This is a genomic window from Hymenobacter sp. 5516J-16 (assembly GCF_022919335.1).
GTDB classification, from domain to species: Bacteria; Bacteroidota; Bacteroidia; order Cytophagales; family Hymenobacteraceae; genus Hymenobacter; species Hymenobacter sublimis.
Map to the genome: position 1 here is coordinate 4,328,229 of NZ_CP095058.1, position 15,767 is coordinate 4,343,995.

17 protein-coding genes and 3 pseudogenes are annotated in these 15,767 nt (G+C 57.8%); 11 read left to right on the forward strand and 9 right to left on the reverse strand.

The window, feature by feature from the left end; genetic code table 11:
- Nucleotides 1-48: 48 nt before the first annotated feature.
- Nucleotides 49-567, reverse strand: coding sequence for a ribosome biogenesis GTP-binding protein YihA/YsxC (gene yihA, locus MUN84_RS21430; RefSeq protein ID WP_317239036.1), 519 nt, complete (start codon nt 565-567; stop codon nt 49-51).
- A gap of 607 nt (nt 568-1,174) precedes the next feature.
- Here yihA and MUN84_RS21435 point away from each other — a divergent pair.
- From MUN84_RS21435 to MUN84_RS21450, 4 genes and pseudogenes are all read left to right on the forward strand, one after another.
- Nucleotides 1,175-3,385 (forward strand): OmpA family protein, encoded by a 2,211-nt coding sequence (locus tag MUN84_RS21435; RefSeq protein ID WP_244695931.1) that lies wholly within the window; start codon nt 1,175-1,177, stop codon nt 3,383-3,385.
- A 129-nt stretch (nt 3,386-3,514) separates the two neighbouring features.
- Nucleotides 3,515-4,242, forward strand: a pseudogene (gene ubiE, locus MUN84_RS21440) (bifunctional demethylmenaquinone methyltransferase/2-methoxy-6-polyprenyl-1,4-benzoquinol methylase UbiE).
- A 160-nt stretch (nt 4,243-4,402) separates the two neighbouring features.
- Nucleotides 4,403-5,002, forward strand: a pseudogene (locus MUN84_RS21445) (porin family protein); the annotation flags it as partial.
- Nucleotides 5,003-5,015: 13 nt separating this feature from the next.
- Nucleotides 5,016-5,768 carry an SDR family NAD(P)-dependent oxidoreductase gene (locus MUN84_RS21450; RefSeq protein ID WP_244695932.1) on the forward strand — a complete coding sequence of 251 codons (753 nt, stop codon included), beginning with the start codon at nt 5,016-5,018 and terminating at the stop codon, nt 5,766-5,768.
- A gap of 70 nt (nt 5,769-5,838) precedes the next feature.
- On the opposite strand, the gene MUN84_RS21455 is transcribed toward MUN84_RS21450, so the two are convergent.
- Both MUN84_RS21455 and MUN84_RS21460 read right to left on the reverse strand, forming a co-directional pair.
- On the reverse strand, nt 5,839-6,513 hold the full coding sequence (locus MUN84_RS21455) for an alpha/beta hydrolase (RefSeq protein ID WP_244695933.1): 675 nt from the start codon (nt 6,511-6,513) through the stop codon (nt 5,839-5,841).
- A 122-nt stretch (nt 6,514-6,635) separates the two neighbouring features.
- Nucleotides 6,636-7,130, reverse strand: a complete 495-nt coding sequence (locus tag MUN84_RS21460; protein ID WP_244695934.1) for a cytidine deaminase — start codon at nt 7,128-7,130, stop codon at nt 6,636-6,638.
- Nucleotides 7,131-7,418: 288 nt separating this feature from the next.
- Here MUN84_RS21460 and MUN84_RS21465 point away from each other — a divergent pair, with 288 nt between their 5' ends.
- The 6 genes from MUN84_RS21465 to MUN84_RS21485 all read left to right on the forward strand — a co-directional run bounded on the left by MUN84_RS21465 (nt 7,419) and on the right by MUN84_RS21485 (nt 10,472).
- Nucleotides 7,419-7,715: a saccharopine dehydrogenase NADP-binding domain-containing protein gene (locus tag MUN84_RS21465; RefSeq protein WP_244695935.1), complete on the forward strand. Its 297-nt coding sequence runs from the start codon at nt 7,419-7,421 to the stop codon at nt 7,713-7,715.
- Nucleotides 7,676-8,785 carry a saccharopine dehydrogenase C-terminal domain-containing protein gene (locus MUN84_RS21470; RefSeq protein ID WP_244695936.1) on the forward strand — a complete coding sequence of 370 codons (1,110 nt, stop codon included), beginning with the start codon at nt 7,676-7,678 and terminating at the stop codon, nt 8,783-8,785. Before MUN84_RS21465 ends, MUN84_RS21470 begins: the two co-directional genes overlap by 40 nt.
- A 114-nt stretch (nt 8,786-8,899) precedes the next feature.
- Nucleotides 8,900-9,088, forward strand: a complete 189-nt coding sequence (locus tag MUN84_RS21475; RefSeq protein ID WP_244695937.1) for a hypothetical protein — start codon at nt 8,900-8,902, stop codon at nt 9,086-9,088.
- A 23-nt stretch (nt 9,089-9,111) separates the two neighbouring features.
- Nucleotides 9,112-9,783: a hypothetical protein gene (locus MUN84_RS21480; RefSeq protein WP_244695938.1), complete on the forward strand. Its 672-nt coding sequence runs from the start codon at nt 9,112-9,114 to the stop codon at nt 9,781-9,783.
- On the forward strand, nt 9,776-10,210 hold the full coding sequence (locus tag MUN84_RS24760) for an ATP-binding cassette domain-containing protein (protein ID WP_410780061.1): 435 nt from the start codon (nt 9,776-9,778) through the stop codon (nt 10,208-10,210). The genes MUN84_RS21480 and MUN84_RS24760 overlap by 8 nt, the downstream gene beginning before the upstream one ends.
- A complete protein-coding gene (locus MUN84_RS21485) occupies nt 10,113-10,472 on the forward strand; it encodes an AAA family ATPase (protein ID WP_244695939.1) in 360 nt (119 codons plus the stop codon). Before MUN84_RS24760 ends, MUN84_RS21485 begins: the two co-directional genes overlap by 98 nt.
- A gap of 415 nt (nt 10,473-10,887) precedes the next feature.
- On the opposite strand, the pseudogene MUN84_RS24765 reads toward MUN84_RS21485, so the two are convergent.
- The 5 genes and pseudogenes from MUN84_RS24765 to aroQ all read right to left on the reverse strand — a co-directional run.
- Nucleotides 10,888-11,211 (reverse strand): annotated as a pseudogene (locus MUN84_RS24765) (methyltransferase); the annotation flags it as partial.
- A gap of 1 nt (nt 11,212) precedes the next feature.
- Nucleotides 11,213-11,659: a ribonuclease H gene (locus MUN84_RS21490; protein ID WP_317239037.1), complete on the reverse strand. Its 447-nt coding sequence runs from the start codon at nt 11,657-11,659 to the stop codon at nt 11,213-11,215.
- 136 nt (nt 11,660-11,795) lie between these two features.
- On the reverse strand, nt 11,796-12,356 hold the full coding sequence (locus MUN84_RS21495; RefSeq protein WP_244695940.1) for a MarC family protein: 561 nt from the start codon (nt 12,354-12,356) through the stop codon (nt 11,796-11,798).
- A 91-nt stretch (nt 12,357-12,447) separates the two neighbouring features.
- Complete coding sequence (locus MUN84_RS21500) at nt 12,448-13,515, reverse strand: aminotransferase class V-fold PLP-dependent enzyme (protein ID WP_244695941.1); 1,068 nt, start codon at nt 13,513-13,515, stop codon at nt 12,448-12,450.
- 129 nt (nt 13,516-13,644) lie between these two features.
- Nucleotides 13,645-14,094 (reverse strand): type II 3-dehydroquinate dehydratase, encoded by a 450-nt coding sequence (gene aroQ / locus MUN84_RS21505; protein WP_244695942.1) that lies wholly within the window; start codon nt 14,092-14,094, stop codon nt 13,645-13,647.
- 219 nt (nt 14,095-14,313) lie between these two features.
- Here aroQ and xerD point away from each other — a divergent pair, with 219 nt between their 5' ends.
- On the forward strand, nt 14,314-15,216 hold the full coding sequence (gene xerD, locus MUN84_RS21510) for a site-specific tyrosine recombinase XerD (RefSeq protein WP_244695943.1): 903 nt from the start codon (nt 14,314-14,316) through the stop codon (nt 15,214-15,216).
- 27 nt (nt 15,217-15,243) lie between these two features.
- On the opposite strand, the gene MUN84_RS21515 is transcribed toward xerD, so the two are convergent.
- Entirely contained in the window at nt 15,244-15,666 is a 423-nt protein-coding gene (locus MUN84_RS21515; protein WP_244695944.1) for a hypothetical protein, read from the reverse strand.
- Nucleotides 15,667-15,767: the final 101 nt, after the last annotated feature.

A 15,767-nucleotide genomic window follows, 5' to 3' on the forward strand; every position in this document is an offset into this window, starting at 1 on the left:
ATGCCCAGTAGCTGAGCCTGGCCGCAACCAGGCAATTACGGGGCCAATTTACGCATTATCGGCCTCTTGCGCGAGCTGCTCATTCACGTCGGCAATGAACTGCAGAATTTCCTCCCGACCCGTTTTATCCTCCGCTGACGTGATGAAATGGCGGGGTACTTCATCCCAGCTTTGTTGCATGGTTTGCAGGTAGGTTACCACGTTCTGCTGGGTGCGTGAGCCGGATTGTTTGTCGGCCTTCGTAAATACCATCACGAAGGGAATGCCCTCGGCCCCGAGTTGCTCCATAAATTCCAAGTCAACGGCTTGCGGTGGGTGGCGAGAGTCTAGCAGCACAAATACGCACGCCAGATTTTCTCTTTTACGTAAATAATAATTAATCATTCGGCCCCATTTTACCCGCGAATCTTTACTTACGCGAGCATATCCGTAACCGGGTAAATCAACCAAATACCAATTATTATTAATAAGAAAGTGATTGATTAATTGCGTCTTGCCCGGTAGGGAAGACGTTTTTGCCAAACCTTTTTGCCCCGTCAGCATATTAATTAGGGAGGACTTGCCCACGTTGGAGCGGCCAATAAAGGCGTACTCTGGGAGCGTAGGGGCGGACAATCCTCAAGACGAGAATTGCTCATCAGAAATTTTGCTTCCTGGATATTCATATACAAATGGTCAGCAGAAATACAAAGGTAGATATTCGGCGGGTACCGGATGAATTCATAATTTTTTGGAGAAAAACCTTGTAGTTTAAGTAGTCAGACTATATTTGTGCGGTCAGTAGTGACTAGAGGTGAGATAGGTAATTAGAAATCTTGACCTCTTTTAGCCTTGATTTTCAAGTATTTCAAAGAATTGGATGCGGCTAAGGTCGTATTATAAAATTTCTATCTTTGCCCGCTATTTGTCAAGTACAAAGGCAACATAGCGGTGTAAACCGGCTAGACTGATAGTGGTTAATTCATGTCAGTCGTGTTTTTTTGCCGTGCCTGCCTCAACCCTGAGGCAGGTTTTCAGTATAAGAGGCAACTCTTGAAAAACTGCCTGCACAGCCGGTGTACGGCATTTCTCAATTCCTCCCTTGCAACTCCTTATTTCCCTAAACCCTCCAACAATGGACAATTTAGTCAGAAGGTTATTGAAAGCCTCGTGCGCCTTCGCGCTTACGGCTGCTATGGCCCAGCCTGCCCTGGCTCAAAGCACACGCAAGCAACTGAAGACTGCTAACAAGTTCTTCTCACAAGAGAACTACCGGGCCTCCATTCCTTACTATGAGCAGGTGTTGGCCAAGGAGCCCAACAATGCGCAGGCTTTGTTCCGGGCGGGTATAGCCTATATGTCGTTCGACAAAGAAAAAGCTAGCGACTACATCTATAAAGCGCAACGGCTAAAGAAGAACGTATCGAAGGATGTAGAGTACTGGCTGGGTCGGGTGGATCACCTGAACTACAACTTTGACGAGGCTATTGCCCACTTCCAAGCGTATAACGCCACGCTGAAGAGCAAGGATACCCGCAAGAAGGAGCTGGCGCAACTCATTCAGCACAGCAAAAATGCCAAGGTGCAATTCAATAGCCCCAAGGATATTTTTGTAAAAAACCTGGGTCCTACTATCAACACTCCGTACTCGGAGCACAGCCCCGTAATTTCTGGCGACGACAAGCTACTGTTGTTCACCTCGCGCGGTGAGAACGTAACAGGAGCTGGCAATGCTGAAGGTAAAAAAGGTGGCAACTTGGCGTCGGACGGTGAGTACTTTGAGGACATCTTCGAAGCTAAGCGGGTAGATGAGGAGAACTGGGAAAAGCCTCGTTCCCTGAGCGGCGTTCTAAACGGCAAAGGCCACGATGCTTCCATTCAGGTGTTTGACAATGACACCAAAATGCTCATGTACCGGCAAGATGAAAATGGCGACATTTTCTACACTGAAAAAACCGGTGGTGACTGGACAGCTCCCAAGAAGTTGAACAGCAACGTTAACTCAAAAGCATTTGAATCAGACGCCTTCATTACTCCCGATGGCCTAACCATTTACTTCTCTACCAGCAAGTTCTCTGAGGAAGGGACGCTGGATATTTACTACGCCACCCGCCAGCCTGGTGGCGACTGGGGGCCTGCTAAAACGCTCGGTAACGCCGTAAATACGGTGTACGACGACGACAGCCCCTACCTGAGCAAGGACGGCAAGACGCTGTACTTCTCTTCGCGCGGCCACAACACCATGGGTGGCTACGATATCTTCAAGTCGGATTGGGATTCCGTGGGCAATAAGTGGGGCCGGCCCGAAAACATGGGCTACCCTGTTAATACGCCCGACGATGATACTTACTACCGCTTGAGCCCTGATGGTAGCTACGCCTACTTGTCTTCGTACCGCATTGGTGGCTACGGAGAAAAGGACATCTATACCATCAACTACATTAAGAACGCCATCATTCGGGGTCGAGTGCTGTCATCTCGTGACAGCACGATTATTCCCGGCGTAGAGTTGGTGTTCAGTGGCACCCAGGCTGACAAAACGGCCCTTAGCTACCGCGACGTAACTAAGCCCGAAACCGGCGACTACCAGGTAAACGTGCTGTCGGGCCGTACTTACCAGGTAGCCGTGTCGAAGGATGGGCAAAACATTGAAACGCAGGAGTTTGCTGTTCCGATTTCCACCAACGATTCAACCGTAATCGAGAAAGATTTCTACGTAAACTACGTAGATACCACTCAGCGTAACTTTGCACAGTTCCAGAAGATTTATTTCGACACGGATAAGTACAAACTGCGTCCTGAGTCTATCACGGAGCTGAACAACATCAGCAGCATTTTGAAGGCTAACCCTGGGGTAAACATCTCCATTGAAGGCCACTGCGACTCGCGCAACACGGACGAGTACAACATTGTATTGGGCCAGAATCGTGCTGATGCGGCTTACAACTACCTGAAAAAGTCGGGTGTTGCTGAGACACGCATGGTAACGGTAAGCTACGGTGAGCGTCGTCCGGCCGCGGCCAACGATTCGCCGGAGAATATGCAGCTTAACCGCCGCGTAGAGTTCCGCGTGATTGTAAAAGAAGGTGAAGCGGCTCCACAGCTGACGAATCCTTCGGCTGGTGGTACTGGTCCGGGCACGGGTGCTGGCACTTCTTCGTCCTCTTCTTCCTCAACTACGGGCACAGCTACTTCGGTGCCGCTGCAGCCTGGCAAGAGCAAGGCCAAGTTGCCCGACGGCACTAAGGTGAAAACCAAGGTAGATGAGGACAGCGACAAAGTGAAGGTAAAAACCAAAGGCGCCAACGACGAGAAGAGCAAGACCGTCACTAAAGACGGTACCATCGACTCCAAAGCCAAGGAAGCTGATGGTTCGAAAACCAAAGTGAAGACGGACAACGACTAATCGTCTGTTCTCAGAATGCAAAACGGGTCGGGCTAATAGTCCGACCCGTTTTTTTTCAACATAATGCAGGCGGGCCCGTTGTATTTGGGCAATTTCGCCCCCGTTTCCTCGTTCTTCGCCCTGAGAAGTATGTCCGTAGTACCTTATAAAGATGATGCCGCCGATAAAAAGTCGCAGGTGGCCCAGATGTTCAACAGCATTGCTGGCAAGTACGACTTCCTAAACCACTTTCTGAGTGTGGGCACGGACATCTACTGGCGCCGCAAAGCCGTGGATGAGCTCAAGCAGCTGCGGCCCGCCCGGATTCTGGACATTGCCACCGGCACGGCTGATTTCGCCATCGAAACCCTGCGGGCTGCTACCCCTGATGCCCAGATTACAGGAGTAGACATTTCGGAAGGCATGCTAGAGGTAGGGCGGCGTAAGCTGCAGCAGAAAGGCCTGACCCAGCGGATACAGCTAGAGTTGGGCGATTCGGAAAACCTGCCGTTTCCGGATAACCACTTTGACGCGGTGACGGCGTCCTTTGGGGTGCGCAACTTTGAAAACCTAGAAAAGGGGCTGGCAGAAATGCACCGGGTGCTGCGGCCGGGCGGCAAAATGGTGGTGCTGGAGTTTTCCAAACCCACGGCTTTCCCCATGAAGCAGGCCTACAACTTTTACTTCAAAAACATTTTGCCGGTATTTGGGAAGTTGATTTCCAAGGACCGCGCGGCCTACACCTACCTGCCCGAGTCAGTGCAGGCATTCCCGATGGCCAGGACTTTCTGGCTATTCTGCGTAAAATCGGCTTTAACTCTCCCGCATGGCAACCCCTTACGTTCGGCATCAGCTCCATTTACACGGCTCAAAAGTAACCCGACTAGCCCTGCTGGCGCTGGCGCTTGGAACGTTGCCTTTCAGTGCCCAAGCCCAACGCAAAAGCCGCAGCTCCGCCAGTCGGGCAGTAATGGCCAGGTGAAATCCGTAACTGTGGACAACCTACCCGGCTACGACTCCCGCTGGTTGCACTTAGGTATGTACGTGGCGCCTCATTTCTCGCGCTATAAAATAGAACAGGCGGCAGGCTACCCCAGCCAAGGCGCGTCGGCTAACTCCATCATCAGCCCCGGGTTTTCGGTAGGCTTTCTGGGCGACCTGCGGATAGGAGATTATGGAGCTCTGAACTTCTCGCCCGGCGTGAGCTTCCTGACCCGGCGGATTGAATTTAAGAGTTACGGGTACGCACCTACCAGCTCCAACGACCCAGAAGAAATAGAAGACCAGGAAATTGGCAGCACTCAGATTGACCTGCCGGTTCTGTTCAAGCTGAAGTCGCAGCGGCGGCGCAATTCCCGCGTGTATATTATTGGAGGAGTCAAGCCGAGCTTTAACATCGGAAACCGCCGCAAAGACCCCGAGGTAAACCTGCTGCAGGCCCAGCGCAGTGACGTGGCGCTGGAATATGGGGTCGGCATGGACCTGTTTTATCCGTTCTTTAAGTTCTCGCCCGAGCTGCGCTTTTCTCACGGCCTCATGAACCTGTATAAGCCCGGCACCGATGTGTACAGCCGCAGCCTACAAAGCATGAAAAGCAACACGGTAACTTTGTACCTGAACATCTGGTCGGGGCGCTAACATGGATTCACGGATGACGAAAACTGCATTTATCACCGGGGCCTCCTCCGGTATTGGGCGGGCTACGGCCGTGGCCTTGGGCAAAGCAGGCTTCCGGCTGGTGCTAGCGGGGCGCCGCCGCGAGCGGCTAGAGGAACTGGCGCAGGAGCTAGCAGGAGTACCCACGCAGCTGCTAACGTTTGATGTGCGCGACCGAGCGGCGGTAGAAGCCGCCGTGCAACGTTTGCCCGCCGAGTTTCAGGACATTGACGTGCTGATCAACAACGCCGGTAACGCCCACGGGTTGGCACCCATCCAGGAGGGTAGCCCTCAAGACTGGGATGATATGCTGGATGGCAACGTGAAAGGCCTGCTGTACGTGAGCCGGGCCGTATTACCCGCCATGACCCGCCGTAACTCAGGGCATATCATCAACATCGGTTCTATTGCCGGCCATGAGACGTACGCCAACGGCAACGTGTATTGCGCCTCTAAAGCCGCCGTAGCCGCCCTGACCAAAGGTATGCGGCTCGACTTACTGCCTCACCATATTCGGGTGGCAGAGGTGAACCCAGGGGCCGTGGAAACGGAGTTTTCAGAAGTTCGCTTCAAGGGTGATACTGCGCGAGCTGCCGGTGTGTACAAGGGTTTTGAACCGCTACGGGCCGAAGACGTGGCTGACTTGATTCAGTTTATGGTCACAAGGCCAGCCCACGTCAACATTGCGGAAGTTCTGATTCTACCGGCCGCGCAAGCCGCTGCCGCTACCATCCGGAAGGAGGTATAACTAGTTAGCTTTTTACCAACAAAGAAAGGCCGCTTCAGAGAGCGGCCTTTCTTTGTTGGTGGCAGATCAATCAGTGACGAGAAGCCAGTTGAGCCTCGTTTAACTCGGCAAGCACGGCGGCATTCAGCGTATGCTTGCCGGCAAAGCGAAGGATAGTCGGCTCAACGCCGACGTGCCGAAACAAGTGACGCTGCTGCTCCAAGTCTTCCTCCGTAATGAACTCATCCTCGGTGCCGCAAATCAAGGTCACGGGCAAATCCTGCAAGAAGTGGGTGGCCACATCGAAATCCATGTCGGGCGGAAAGGCACCGGCCCACAGTACCAGTTGCACTGGGCGAAACCGGGCCTGAGTTAGCCAGCGGCAAACTGTAGCTGCGCCCTGCGAGAAGCCCAGCACCGTCACGGCTACGTCGGGCGCGGCTTGGGGTAACACTACCTCAACTAATTGGTTGAGGTAGGCCACGTAGTCATTAATTTCCGTGAGCCGGTCTTCGCGGGTCATCCAAGTAGCCCCAATGCGCCCGTTCGTGCCCTGCAAGTAAAAGCGCGAGAGGCCTTCGGGAGCCAGCACTACTAGGTCAGGGGCGGTGGCAGCTAGGGGCGCGAAGTGCCGAATAAAGTAAGCCGCCAACTGCCCGTAGCCGTGCGCCACCACCCACAGGCGCCGGGTAGATGCCGATATTTCGCCGACCTGGTAGTAGCGGGCCGTACGCACAACGGGCAGATGATGCTCCTGAGCAAGCATAAGGGGAAACAGGAAGAAAGTGTGCGGGTCGGTTTTTCCTGCCAGAAGAGCTAAGAATAGGCATGAGGCAAACCGAGCCGCGGGGGCTGGCTAAACAGCAAGCACCCCATTTTGTCCGCTCACTATTTAACGGTGGGCAGGTCGTCGGAGGTGAAGCCGAAGGGTAGTAGATCTGACAGGGAGCTAAACCGGTAGATGCTACCGTTTGGGCCGGGCAGCAGCAACGGAATTGGCTGGTGCTGCCGGTGCTCATACTCGGCCATTACCTGGCGGCAGGCTCCGCAGGAAGTAACGGGCACAAACTCCCCATTGGCGGGCCGGGCAGCCACGGCCATGCCCAGAATGCGGCGCTCAGGTTGGGTGGCAGCTAGGCCAAACAAGGCCGTGCGCTCGGCGCACAGACCCGAAGGAAAGGCGGCATTTTCTTGATTGGTACCCCGGAAAATAGTGCCATCATCCAGCAGCAAGGCCGTGCCTACGTGAAAATGGGAGTAGGGGGCGTAGGCGTGGTCGGTGGCGGCGCGGGCGGCCTGCCAGGTAGCGGCTTCGGCAGAAGTTAGGTCGGCTTCGGAAGCCACTACGTCAACGGTAATGGTCAGGTGGAGAGGGTGGGCCATCGGGGGCAAAGAAAGAACGGCCCGGTGCCGACGCGCGGCCCCGGGGAGTGAAAAGGGGCGGTGAATGTACGAGTTTTTTGCTTGCTGGAGGAGGCCGCCGAAAAAATACCGTAACCCGCAATTCCGCCCCGCTTGCAGGCAGGTAGCCGCTGCCGCGCCGACTAGCTGACTGCGTCGGTAGCCCACCACCGTGTGCTGACGCGCAAATTTCTAATATTGGCACTTGCTTCCCGGCCTTGATTCGGTAGGCAGTTTCTTGGCCACCCCTTCGCCCACCCATTTCCTACTATGACCCGTATCCTGCTGCTTGGTGCCGGCCGCTCGGCTTCCTCCCTTTTGCAGTACCTGCTGCAGCACGCTCCCCAGCAAAACTGGCAGCTGACGGTGGCCGATATGCAGCCGGCGCATCTGGAGCCCGTGCTGGCGGCTCACGCGGCTTACGCTCAAGCCGTTCCGTTTGGTATGCAGAATGAAACGGGACTGCTGCGGTTGGTGCAGGGTGCCGACATTGTGGTGTCGATGCTGCCAGCCTTGCTTCACGGCCCGTGGCTAGGGCCTGCGTGCAACTGGGCCGCCACTTGGTAACAGCTAGCTACGTGAGCGAAGAAATCCGCGGCTTGGATGAGCAAGCCCGGGCCGCTGGCATTACCATCCTGATGGAGTGTGGCCTAGACCCCGGCCTAGACCATATGTCGGCCATGCGGCTGCTGGCTGACATTCGGGGGCGCGGTGGGCAACTCACGGCGTTTAACTCTTACTGCGGTGGGCTGCTAGCTCCTAGCGCGGAGGGCGACAATCCGTGGAAGTATAAATTCACCTGGAACCCGCGCAATGTTGTGCTGGCGGGCCAAAGCACGGCTAAATACCTGGAGGCCGGCCGGCTCCGCTTTATCCCGTATCAGCAGCTATTCGCCCGCACCCAAACCATAGTAGTGCCCGGCGTGGGCGAGTTTGAGGGCTACGCCAACCGGGACTCGCTCAGCTACCGGGCGCCGTACGGCCTGCACGACGTGCCAACCATGCTGCGCGGTACCCTGCGTCGTCCCGGTTACTGCGCTGCCTGGCACGCCTTGGTCCGCCTGGGACTTACCGACGACTCCGTGCACCTGGGCAACCCGGCGGACCTGCCGTGGTCGGAGCTAATCGAAGCCTACTTGCCAACCGCCATGCCCGGCCAGGCGCTGCCTACCCGGGTGGCTGCCTACCTCGGGCTGGCGCCGGAAGGACCGGAAATGCAGCATCTGGCCTGGCTGGAGCTGTTCACGGCCCGGCCCGTGGGCCTACCCGATGCTACCCCGGCCCAGCTGCTGGAGCAGCTGCTAACGGAAAAGTGGGCCTTGCAACCCACCGACCACGACATGATTGTTATGCAGCACCTACTGGAGTTTACGCTGGATGGCCAAGCCCACGTTGCTACCTCCTCGCTGGTGGTAGTAGGCGATGATACCGTGCACACGGCCATGGCCAAAACCGTTGGGCTGCCGGTGGCTATGGCCGTGCGGCGCCTGGCCCAAGGCCAGCTTACCCAGCGGGGCGTAATCATTCCTACGCTACCGGAGTTGTACGAACCCATTTTGGCGGAACTGGCTCAGGACTACGGCATTCAGTTCATGGAAGAGGAACAGGCGCTGCCCCGGCAGCAACTCATCAGCTAAAGTCACCTCACCCGTTTGAAATAGGACGGCTGCCGGCAGCGTTGCAGAGTGCATGCGTAACTACCTCTTACTGCGGGTCCGGGTGCTAGGTCGACTGCTGCGCGAGTTGGGCTGGTGGCGCCTCCTAGTGCTGGGGCCTTGCTGACGCTGGCGGGGGCACGGGCGCTGGTAGTAGCCGCTAGTAGCCCGTCCTTGGCCTGGCTGGTGCCGCTGGGGGTAGCAGGGCTACTATTAGGCATGCACCGCCCGCGCCCTGACCTGACGTTTCTGCAGCTCGCGGCCCCCAGTTCCGGCACTGGCTAGCCGTCGAATATGCTTCTCTGAGCTTGCTGCCTACGTTATTTCTGCTGGCCTGGGGCCATTGTGGGCCTGCTGTGCTTACCGTGGCCCTAGCCGCCGCCGTAGCGCTAGTCCCAGCCGCCACTGCCCGCGCCAGCCGGACCCGTTGGCCCAGCTTGTTTCGGAGTAGCTCCTTTGAGTGGGTGAGCGGTAGCCGCCGCCCGGGCCTAGGACTGGCGTGGCTGGGGCTGCTAGCTGGAGCGGCCGCTACCCGGCACACCGCCACCGGCCCTGCCTTGGCAGTAGTAGGTTGGCTTTTGCTACTTCTGAATATTTACGGTCCGGCGGAACCCCAGGCTTGGCTGCTGCCCGTGTTGCGTACCCCTAGCCAGTGGATCCGAAACCGGGTAGGGTGGGGGCTGCTGTATTTCGGGCTGACGGTGGCGCCGCTGGTTGGTATTATGGCCCAGAGCCCGGCGGGGGTAGGGGGTAGCGCCGGCCTGCTGCTCTGGTGTGGGCTCGTTGTTACCATGATAATTCTGGCCAAATACGCCTTTTACCCCCACGCCACCCTGGCCCGCCTCACCCAGGCTGGGGCCGTAGTGGTAGGCTTTTCTATCCTCGGCAGCAACCCCGCCTACCTGGCCCTGCTGGCCGCCTGCTTTGTGGGCCTGCTGCTAAAAAGTCACCGCCGATTAGCTCCTTATCAGTATGATTGAAATTCGTGGCTTGCGCAAAAGCTTCGGCGAGCAGCTTGTCCTGCAGCATATCGATCTGACCTTGCCGCCTGGTAGGTTGCACGGGCTGGTGGGGGCCAACGGCGCCGGCAAAACTACCCTGCTGCACTGCCTCTACGGGCTGCACCCTGACTACTCCGGTACTATCCGCGAAACTACCGGCTTATCCATCCGCCAGCACACGGGCTGTTACCCTATGAACCGTACTTCTACCCGCGCATTACCGGCCGCGAGTACGTGGAGTTTTGCTTGCAGGCCCGGGCCGTGCCGTGCCGGATCTGGCAGCCTGGAACTACCTATTGGAGTTACCCTTGGACCAATACGCCGAGGAATACTCGGCCGGCATGAAAAAGAAGCTGGCCCTGCTGGCTTTGCTGGTCCAGAACTTCCGCTACCTCATCCTCGATGAGCCCTTTAATGGCCTTGACCTAAGTACGAATTTGCTGGTAATGGAGCTGCTGCGGCGCCTGCGCGACCAGGGAGTGGGCATCCTGCTAACCTCGCACCTGCTGGGCTCCCTCACCGAGCTATGCGACGAAATAACGGTGCTTGCCGACGGACAGGTGCTCCGCCACTACCCGGCCGCCGAGTTCGTGCACCTGCGCACCGATCTGCTCGACCGTCTGCACCAGCAAAAGCTGGCCCACTTGCGGGAGCTGCTGCCAGCGTAGCCCAGTTGCTGCCGGCTCTACAAGGCCAGGTAAAACGGGGCCAGTAACTGCTGAAACGGACCCGAGTAAACGGCGTCATCATTCTCGTGGAGTAGCAGTTGCTGTTCCTGCACCGGCGCCGGCTGGCCCCGAAACTGCTGATGTGACGTAACGCCTTGCTACCCGGCCGGTGATGCAGGATCAGCCGGCTAATGAGGTGCAGCCCGGCCCTGGCCGCGTCCTGCTCAAAATGCTGCATTTCGGGTGGGGGTAGCAGCACGGTAAGCTGGCCGGCCGGCGTTAGGTAGGCGGCAGCAAACGCGGCCAGCTCGGGAAAAGTCAGGGAGTCAGCGGCGGTGTGGCGGGCTGTGGTGCGGCCGGCATTTGGGGAGCGGAGCGAGTTGCGGAAAAACGGCGGGTTGCAGAGAATGTGGTCGAAGCGTGCTGGGCTAGTGGCCGCAAACCCGGCCAGGGGCTGCGCGTGCACTACCAGCCGGCTAGCCCAGGGGCTGGCCTTGAAGTTAGCCGCCGCCTGGGTTGCAGCGGCCGCATCCAATTCTACTGCTTCCACCAAAGCGGTGGGGTTGCGCTGCGCGACCATGAGGGCCAGCAGGCCGGTGCCAGTGCCTACGTCCAGAATGCGGCCCGCACCTTCCACGGCCGCTACGGCGCCCAGCACGCAAGCATCAGTGCTGACCTTCATGGCGCACGCACCCTGCTCTACCCGAAACTGCTTGAACTGAAAGTAGGCGTTGGGCATGCTACCCGCGCTTGGCCTCAATCAGTTCGTAGCCCTCATCCGTGAGCAAGGGCCCCTTGGTGGCGCTCCACACGGCTAGCTGGTCGCACCGCTCATTTTCGGGGTGGCCGTTGTGGCCGCGCACCCACCGGAACTGCACGCTGCGCTGCTTGTATATTTTGAGAAAGCGTCGCCAGAGGTCTTCGTTGGCTTTCTTGCCAAAGTCCGGCTTGGCGGCCCAGCCAAACACCCACTTTTTCTCCACGGCATCTACCACGTAGCGCGAGTCCGTGACGACGGTAATGGGCAGCTCGGGGCGGTTAATGGCCTCCAGGCCCACAATGACGGCCAGCAGTTCCATGCGGTTGTTGGTGGTCAGGCGGAAGCCCTGGGTCAGCTCCTTTTCGTGCTGACCAAAACGCAAAATGGCCCGTAGCCGCCCGGCCCGGGTTGCCCCGCGAGGAGCCATCGGTAAATAGGTGAATCAAGGGAAAACAAGGGCAAGAATGTGGCGAACAGGAAGAATGGAGAAGGGAAATGGCCCTGCCCAGCAGGAAGCAGTTTGTGGTTCACCCTCTCCCCATTTCTCACTTTCTCCACGTGAATTAAAAATTACTTTTAAACAGCTTGATAGCAATAGCCAGCAGAATTACGCCGAACACGCGGCGCAGGATGTCCTCGCCGGCTTTACCCAGCTTGCGCTCAATCCAGGCCGAGCTTTTCAGCACCAGGTACACAAATACGAGGTTTACCAGCACGCCCGCCAGCACGTTGGGCAGCTGGTAGGCGGCGCGCAGGGAAAGCAGCGTGGTCATGGTGCCGGCGCCCACAATCAGCGGAAACGCCAGCGGCACAATGGAGCCGGTGGCGCTGAGCGGATTGTGCTTGAACAGCTCTACCCCCAGAATCATCTCCATTCCAATCAGGAAGATGATGATGGCGCCCGCCAGGGCAAACGACTGAAAGTCAACCCCAAACAACGACAGGATGCTCTGGCCCAGAAACAGGAAGGCAATCATCAGGACCCCGGCCACGAGCGTGGCCTTTTCCGAATGAATCTTGCCCTCACGCTGCCGAATCTGGATAATAATGGGGATGGAACCCAAAATATCAATGATGGCAAAAAGCGTCAGCGTAACCGACGCAATTTCCTTTAAGCTGAACATAGGGAAAGGTGAAGTTGTGAAGGGCGAAATTGCAAAAACCGGCTAGTGTGCGTCAGAGCGCAACTTCACCCTTCACAACTTCGCCGGTGCCTTACGCAAACTCCCGGGCGAAAAACTGCACCAGCTGCTCAAAAGCCGCGTCGGGAATGGCCGGGAAGTTGGCAATGCGCAGGCTAGTGGGCTTCCAGGTGCCGTAGCCGCTGCCCAGCTGCAAGCCCTGGGCCAGGGCCCGGCGCTTTACCTCCTCAATCAGGGCTGGGGGGCCTTGCAAACCAATAACGGTAGTAGAACGGGCCTCGGGATTGGTAATTAGGGGCGAGAGTTGGGTAGCCTGGTCGAAGTAATCGTAGAGCTTGTTGGCCCGGTCCTGCAGGTGCTGGTGCACCGCCTTGATGGCGGGCCGGTCGGTGAGAGTGCGGCTCAAAAGGTAGATATCCAGCACGTTGGGCGTGTGGGTAGTCTGGTAGTTGAGCATCTTCTCGTACTGGGCCATGAGCGAGTTGTAGTGGCGGCGCTCATTGATTTTGCGCACCCGCTCGATGGCCCGCGGCGAAAGCAGCATAACGGACAAACCCGCCGGCAAGCCAAAGCACTTCTGCACCGAGGCGTACCAGATATCGGCCTTGATGTACTTGAGCTGAATGCCGGCCAGCGAGGAGGTAGCATCCACGGCCAGCAGGGCGTTGCCGGGCAGGCGGTTGTACATGTTCAGTACTACCCCGTCGCGCAGTTGGGTAGCGTTGCTGGTTTCGTTCTGGGTGATGCAGACCAGGTCCGTCTTCTCGTCGAGGCCGGGCAGGTTGTAGACATCGGGCACCTCATCAACGCCGAACTTCAGGCCCACCGACTCGGGGCGCAGCTCTTTGGCGTAGTCAAACCACTTCTCCCCGAAGGCCCCGTTGTAGAGGTGGAAGCTCTTGGTAGGCGTTAGGCTCTGGGCCAGCACCTCCCAGCACTCCGTGGCCGAGCTCATGAAAAATACTGTGTAGTCCTGCGGGATGTTAAGCTTGTTTTTCAGCTCCTGCACGGTTTGGCGCATGAGCTGCACAAACCGCTCGCCCCGGTGTTGGGCCGACAGCCAGCCTTCGTCAAAAGCATCCTGGAGGTACTGGCGCACCTGCGGGTACACTTGCGAAGGGCCGGGATTGAATGTATACATAGGAAGAAGAGGCTAAGGAAATGGAAAGGCAAAGGACGGGGAAATGGGGAGTTAGTGAATGCGTAATTGAGTGAATTGTTGTGCTGTCAGTGCCGCTTTGCCTGCGTAACTCACTCAATTACTTATTCCCTAACTCACTTTAAACCCTACCCGTTTGGGTCGCTGCCCGTCGAAATAGTGCAGGGCCAGCTTGTAGCTTTCGAGCTTGAAGCCACTGATGCTGCCTACGCAGTTGCGCCCGATGAGACTTTTCTGGCGAAACTCCTCGCGGGCGTGCAGGTTGCTCAGGTGCACCTCTACCACGGGCGTACCAATGGCGGCAATGGCATCGGCCAGGGCCACGCTGGTGTGCGTGTAGCCGCCGGCGTTCAGCACCACGCCGTGGTAGGTGAAGCCCACCTCGTGCAGCTTGTCGATCAGGGCACCCTCGTGGTTGCTCTGGAAGTATTCCAGCGTGAACTGCGGGAAAGCCTCACGCAGCTCCGGCAGGTAGTCCTCGAAGGAGCGGGCGCCGTAAATGCCGGGCTCGCGCTGGCCGAGCAGGTTCAGATTAGGGCCGTTGAGCAGCAGAATTTGCATAGGAGAGAGAGGGGGTAGGGCAAGAAGCACAGGACGGGAGCCGCCGGTAGCGCCCCAACCAGCCGCGCAAAGGTAGTAGCCTAAGGGAGCCTGCCGAAGCTTGGCGGTGATTTGGGCTGCTAACGCTAAAACGGCCCGGTTAGCGTGTGCGTGGTGGCGTTGGGCCTGCCTACATCGTTACCTTTGGCGCTACCCGTGCCACTAGTTCCCGCGCCGTTCATGTCTACTTGGTCTATTACGCTCAAACAGTTCGAAGGCTACCTACAGCTGGAAAAATCCCTTTCTGCCAACTCCGTGGAAGCCTACGTGCGCGACGTGCACAAGCTGCGCCAGTACCTGGAGCTGGAAAACCTGCCGGCCACGCCCCAGCAAGTAACCACCCGCCTCCTGCGCGACTTCCTAACCTGGCTGGGCAGCCTGGGCATGACGGCCACCTCCCAGGCGCGCACCCTCTCGGGCATCAAGGCCTTCTACCGCTTCCTGATCATGGAAGACATGCTTACGCTAGACCCCACCGACACGCTGGATGCGCCCAAAACCGGCCGCAAGCTCCCCGATACGCTCAGCTACCCCGAAATTGAGCAGGTACTTAGCGGCATCGACCTGAGCACGCCCGAGGGCACCCGCAACCGCGCCATGCTGGAAGTGCTGTATAGCTCCGGCCTGCGCGTAAGCGAGCTGACGGGTCTGCGCCTCTCGAATCTATACGCCGACCAGGGGTTTGTGCGCGTAACGGGCAAAGGCAACAAGGAGCGCCTGGTGCCCATCGGGCGCGATGCGCTGAAGCACCTGGGCTTCTACCTGCAAGGCATTCGGGCCCACCTCGACATCAAGCCCGGCCACGAAGACACGGTGTTTCTGAACAAGCGCGGCAGCGGCCTTTCGCGGGTGATGGTGTTTAACATCATCAAGGATGCGGCGGTGAAGGCGGGCATTCAGAAAAGCATCAGCCCCCACACGTTCCGGCACAGCTTTGCTACCCACCTCATTGAGGGCGGAGCCGACCTGCGGGCCGTGCAGGAAATGCTGGGTCACGAAAGCATCACGACCACCGAAATCTACACCCACCTCGACCGGGACTACCTGCGCCAGGTTATCACGGAGTTTCATCCGCGCAGCTAGCTGCAGCAGCGCCACGGGGAAAGCACCTTATCCTACCTGGCGCTGGCAGCTGCTGAGCCACTCCACGGCCTCGAACTCACTGTCGAAAATCTGGATTTCAAACTGCCTCAGCAGCCGCTTGCTATCGGCCACCGACCAGGTGTTTACCACGGCATCAGCTTGGGCAATATGCGCCACGTAGCGCAGGCCAGCCTCGGCGGCCAACGGCCCCCAGGTGGCGGCCAGCCACTCCAAGGAATCAAACCAGGGCCCTACCACCTTGCTGTTATCATTGAGCAGGTAGGGGCAATGCACTTGTTCCAGCATTTGCAGCCCGACTGTAGCACCCTCCCGGGCGTAGTCGGGCCCGATATGCCCCGCCCAGGTGGCCCGGAGCCAGTGGTGCGTCTCGTCGTAGGATAACTGGCAATAATTCGGGCGGTCGGGGTTAGAAAGCAGGCGGTAGAGCATAGTAGGTAAAGATAGATAAAATCAGATATACCGGGGTGTAGTAGCAATAGGGTTCGGCTACCCCAGGAAATTTTAGTTTTGCGCCGGTTGCATGGCCCACC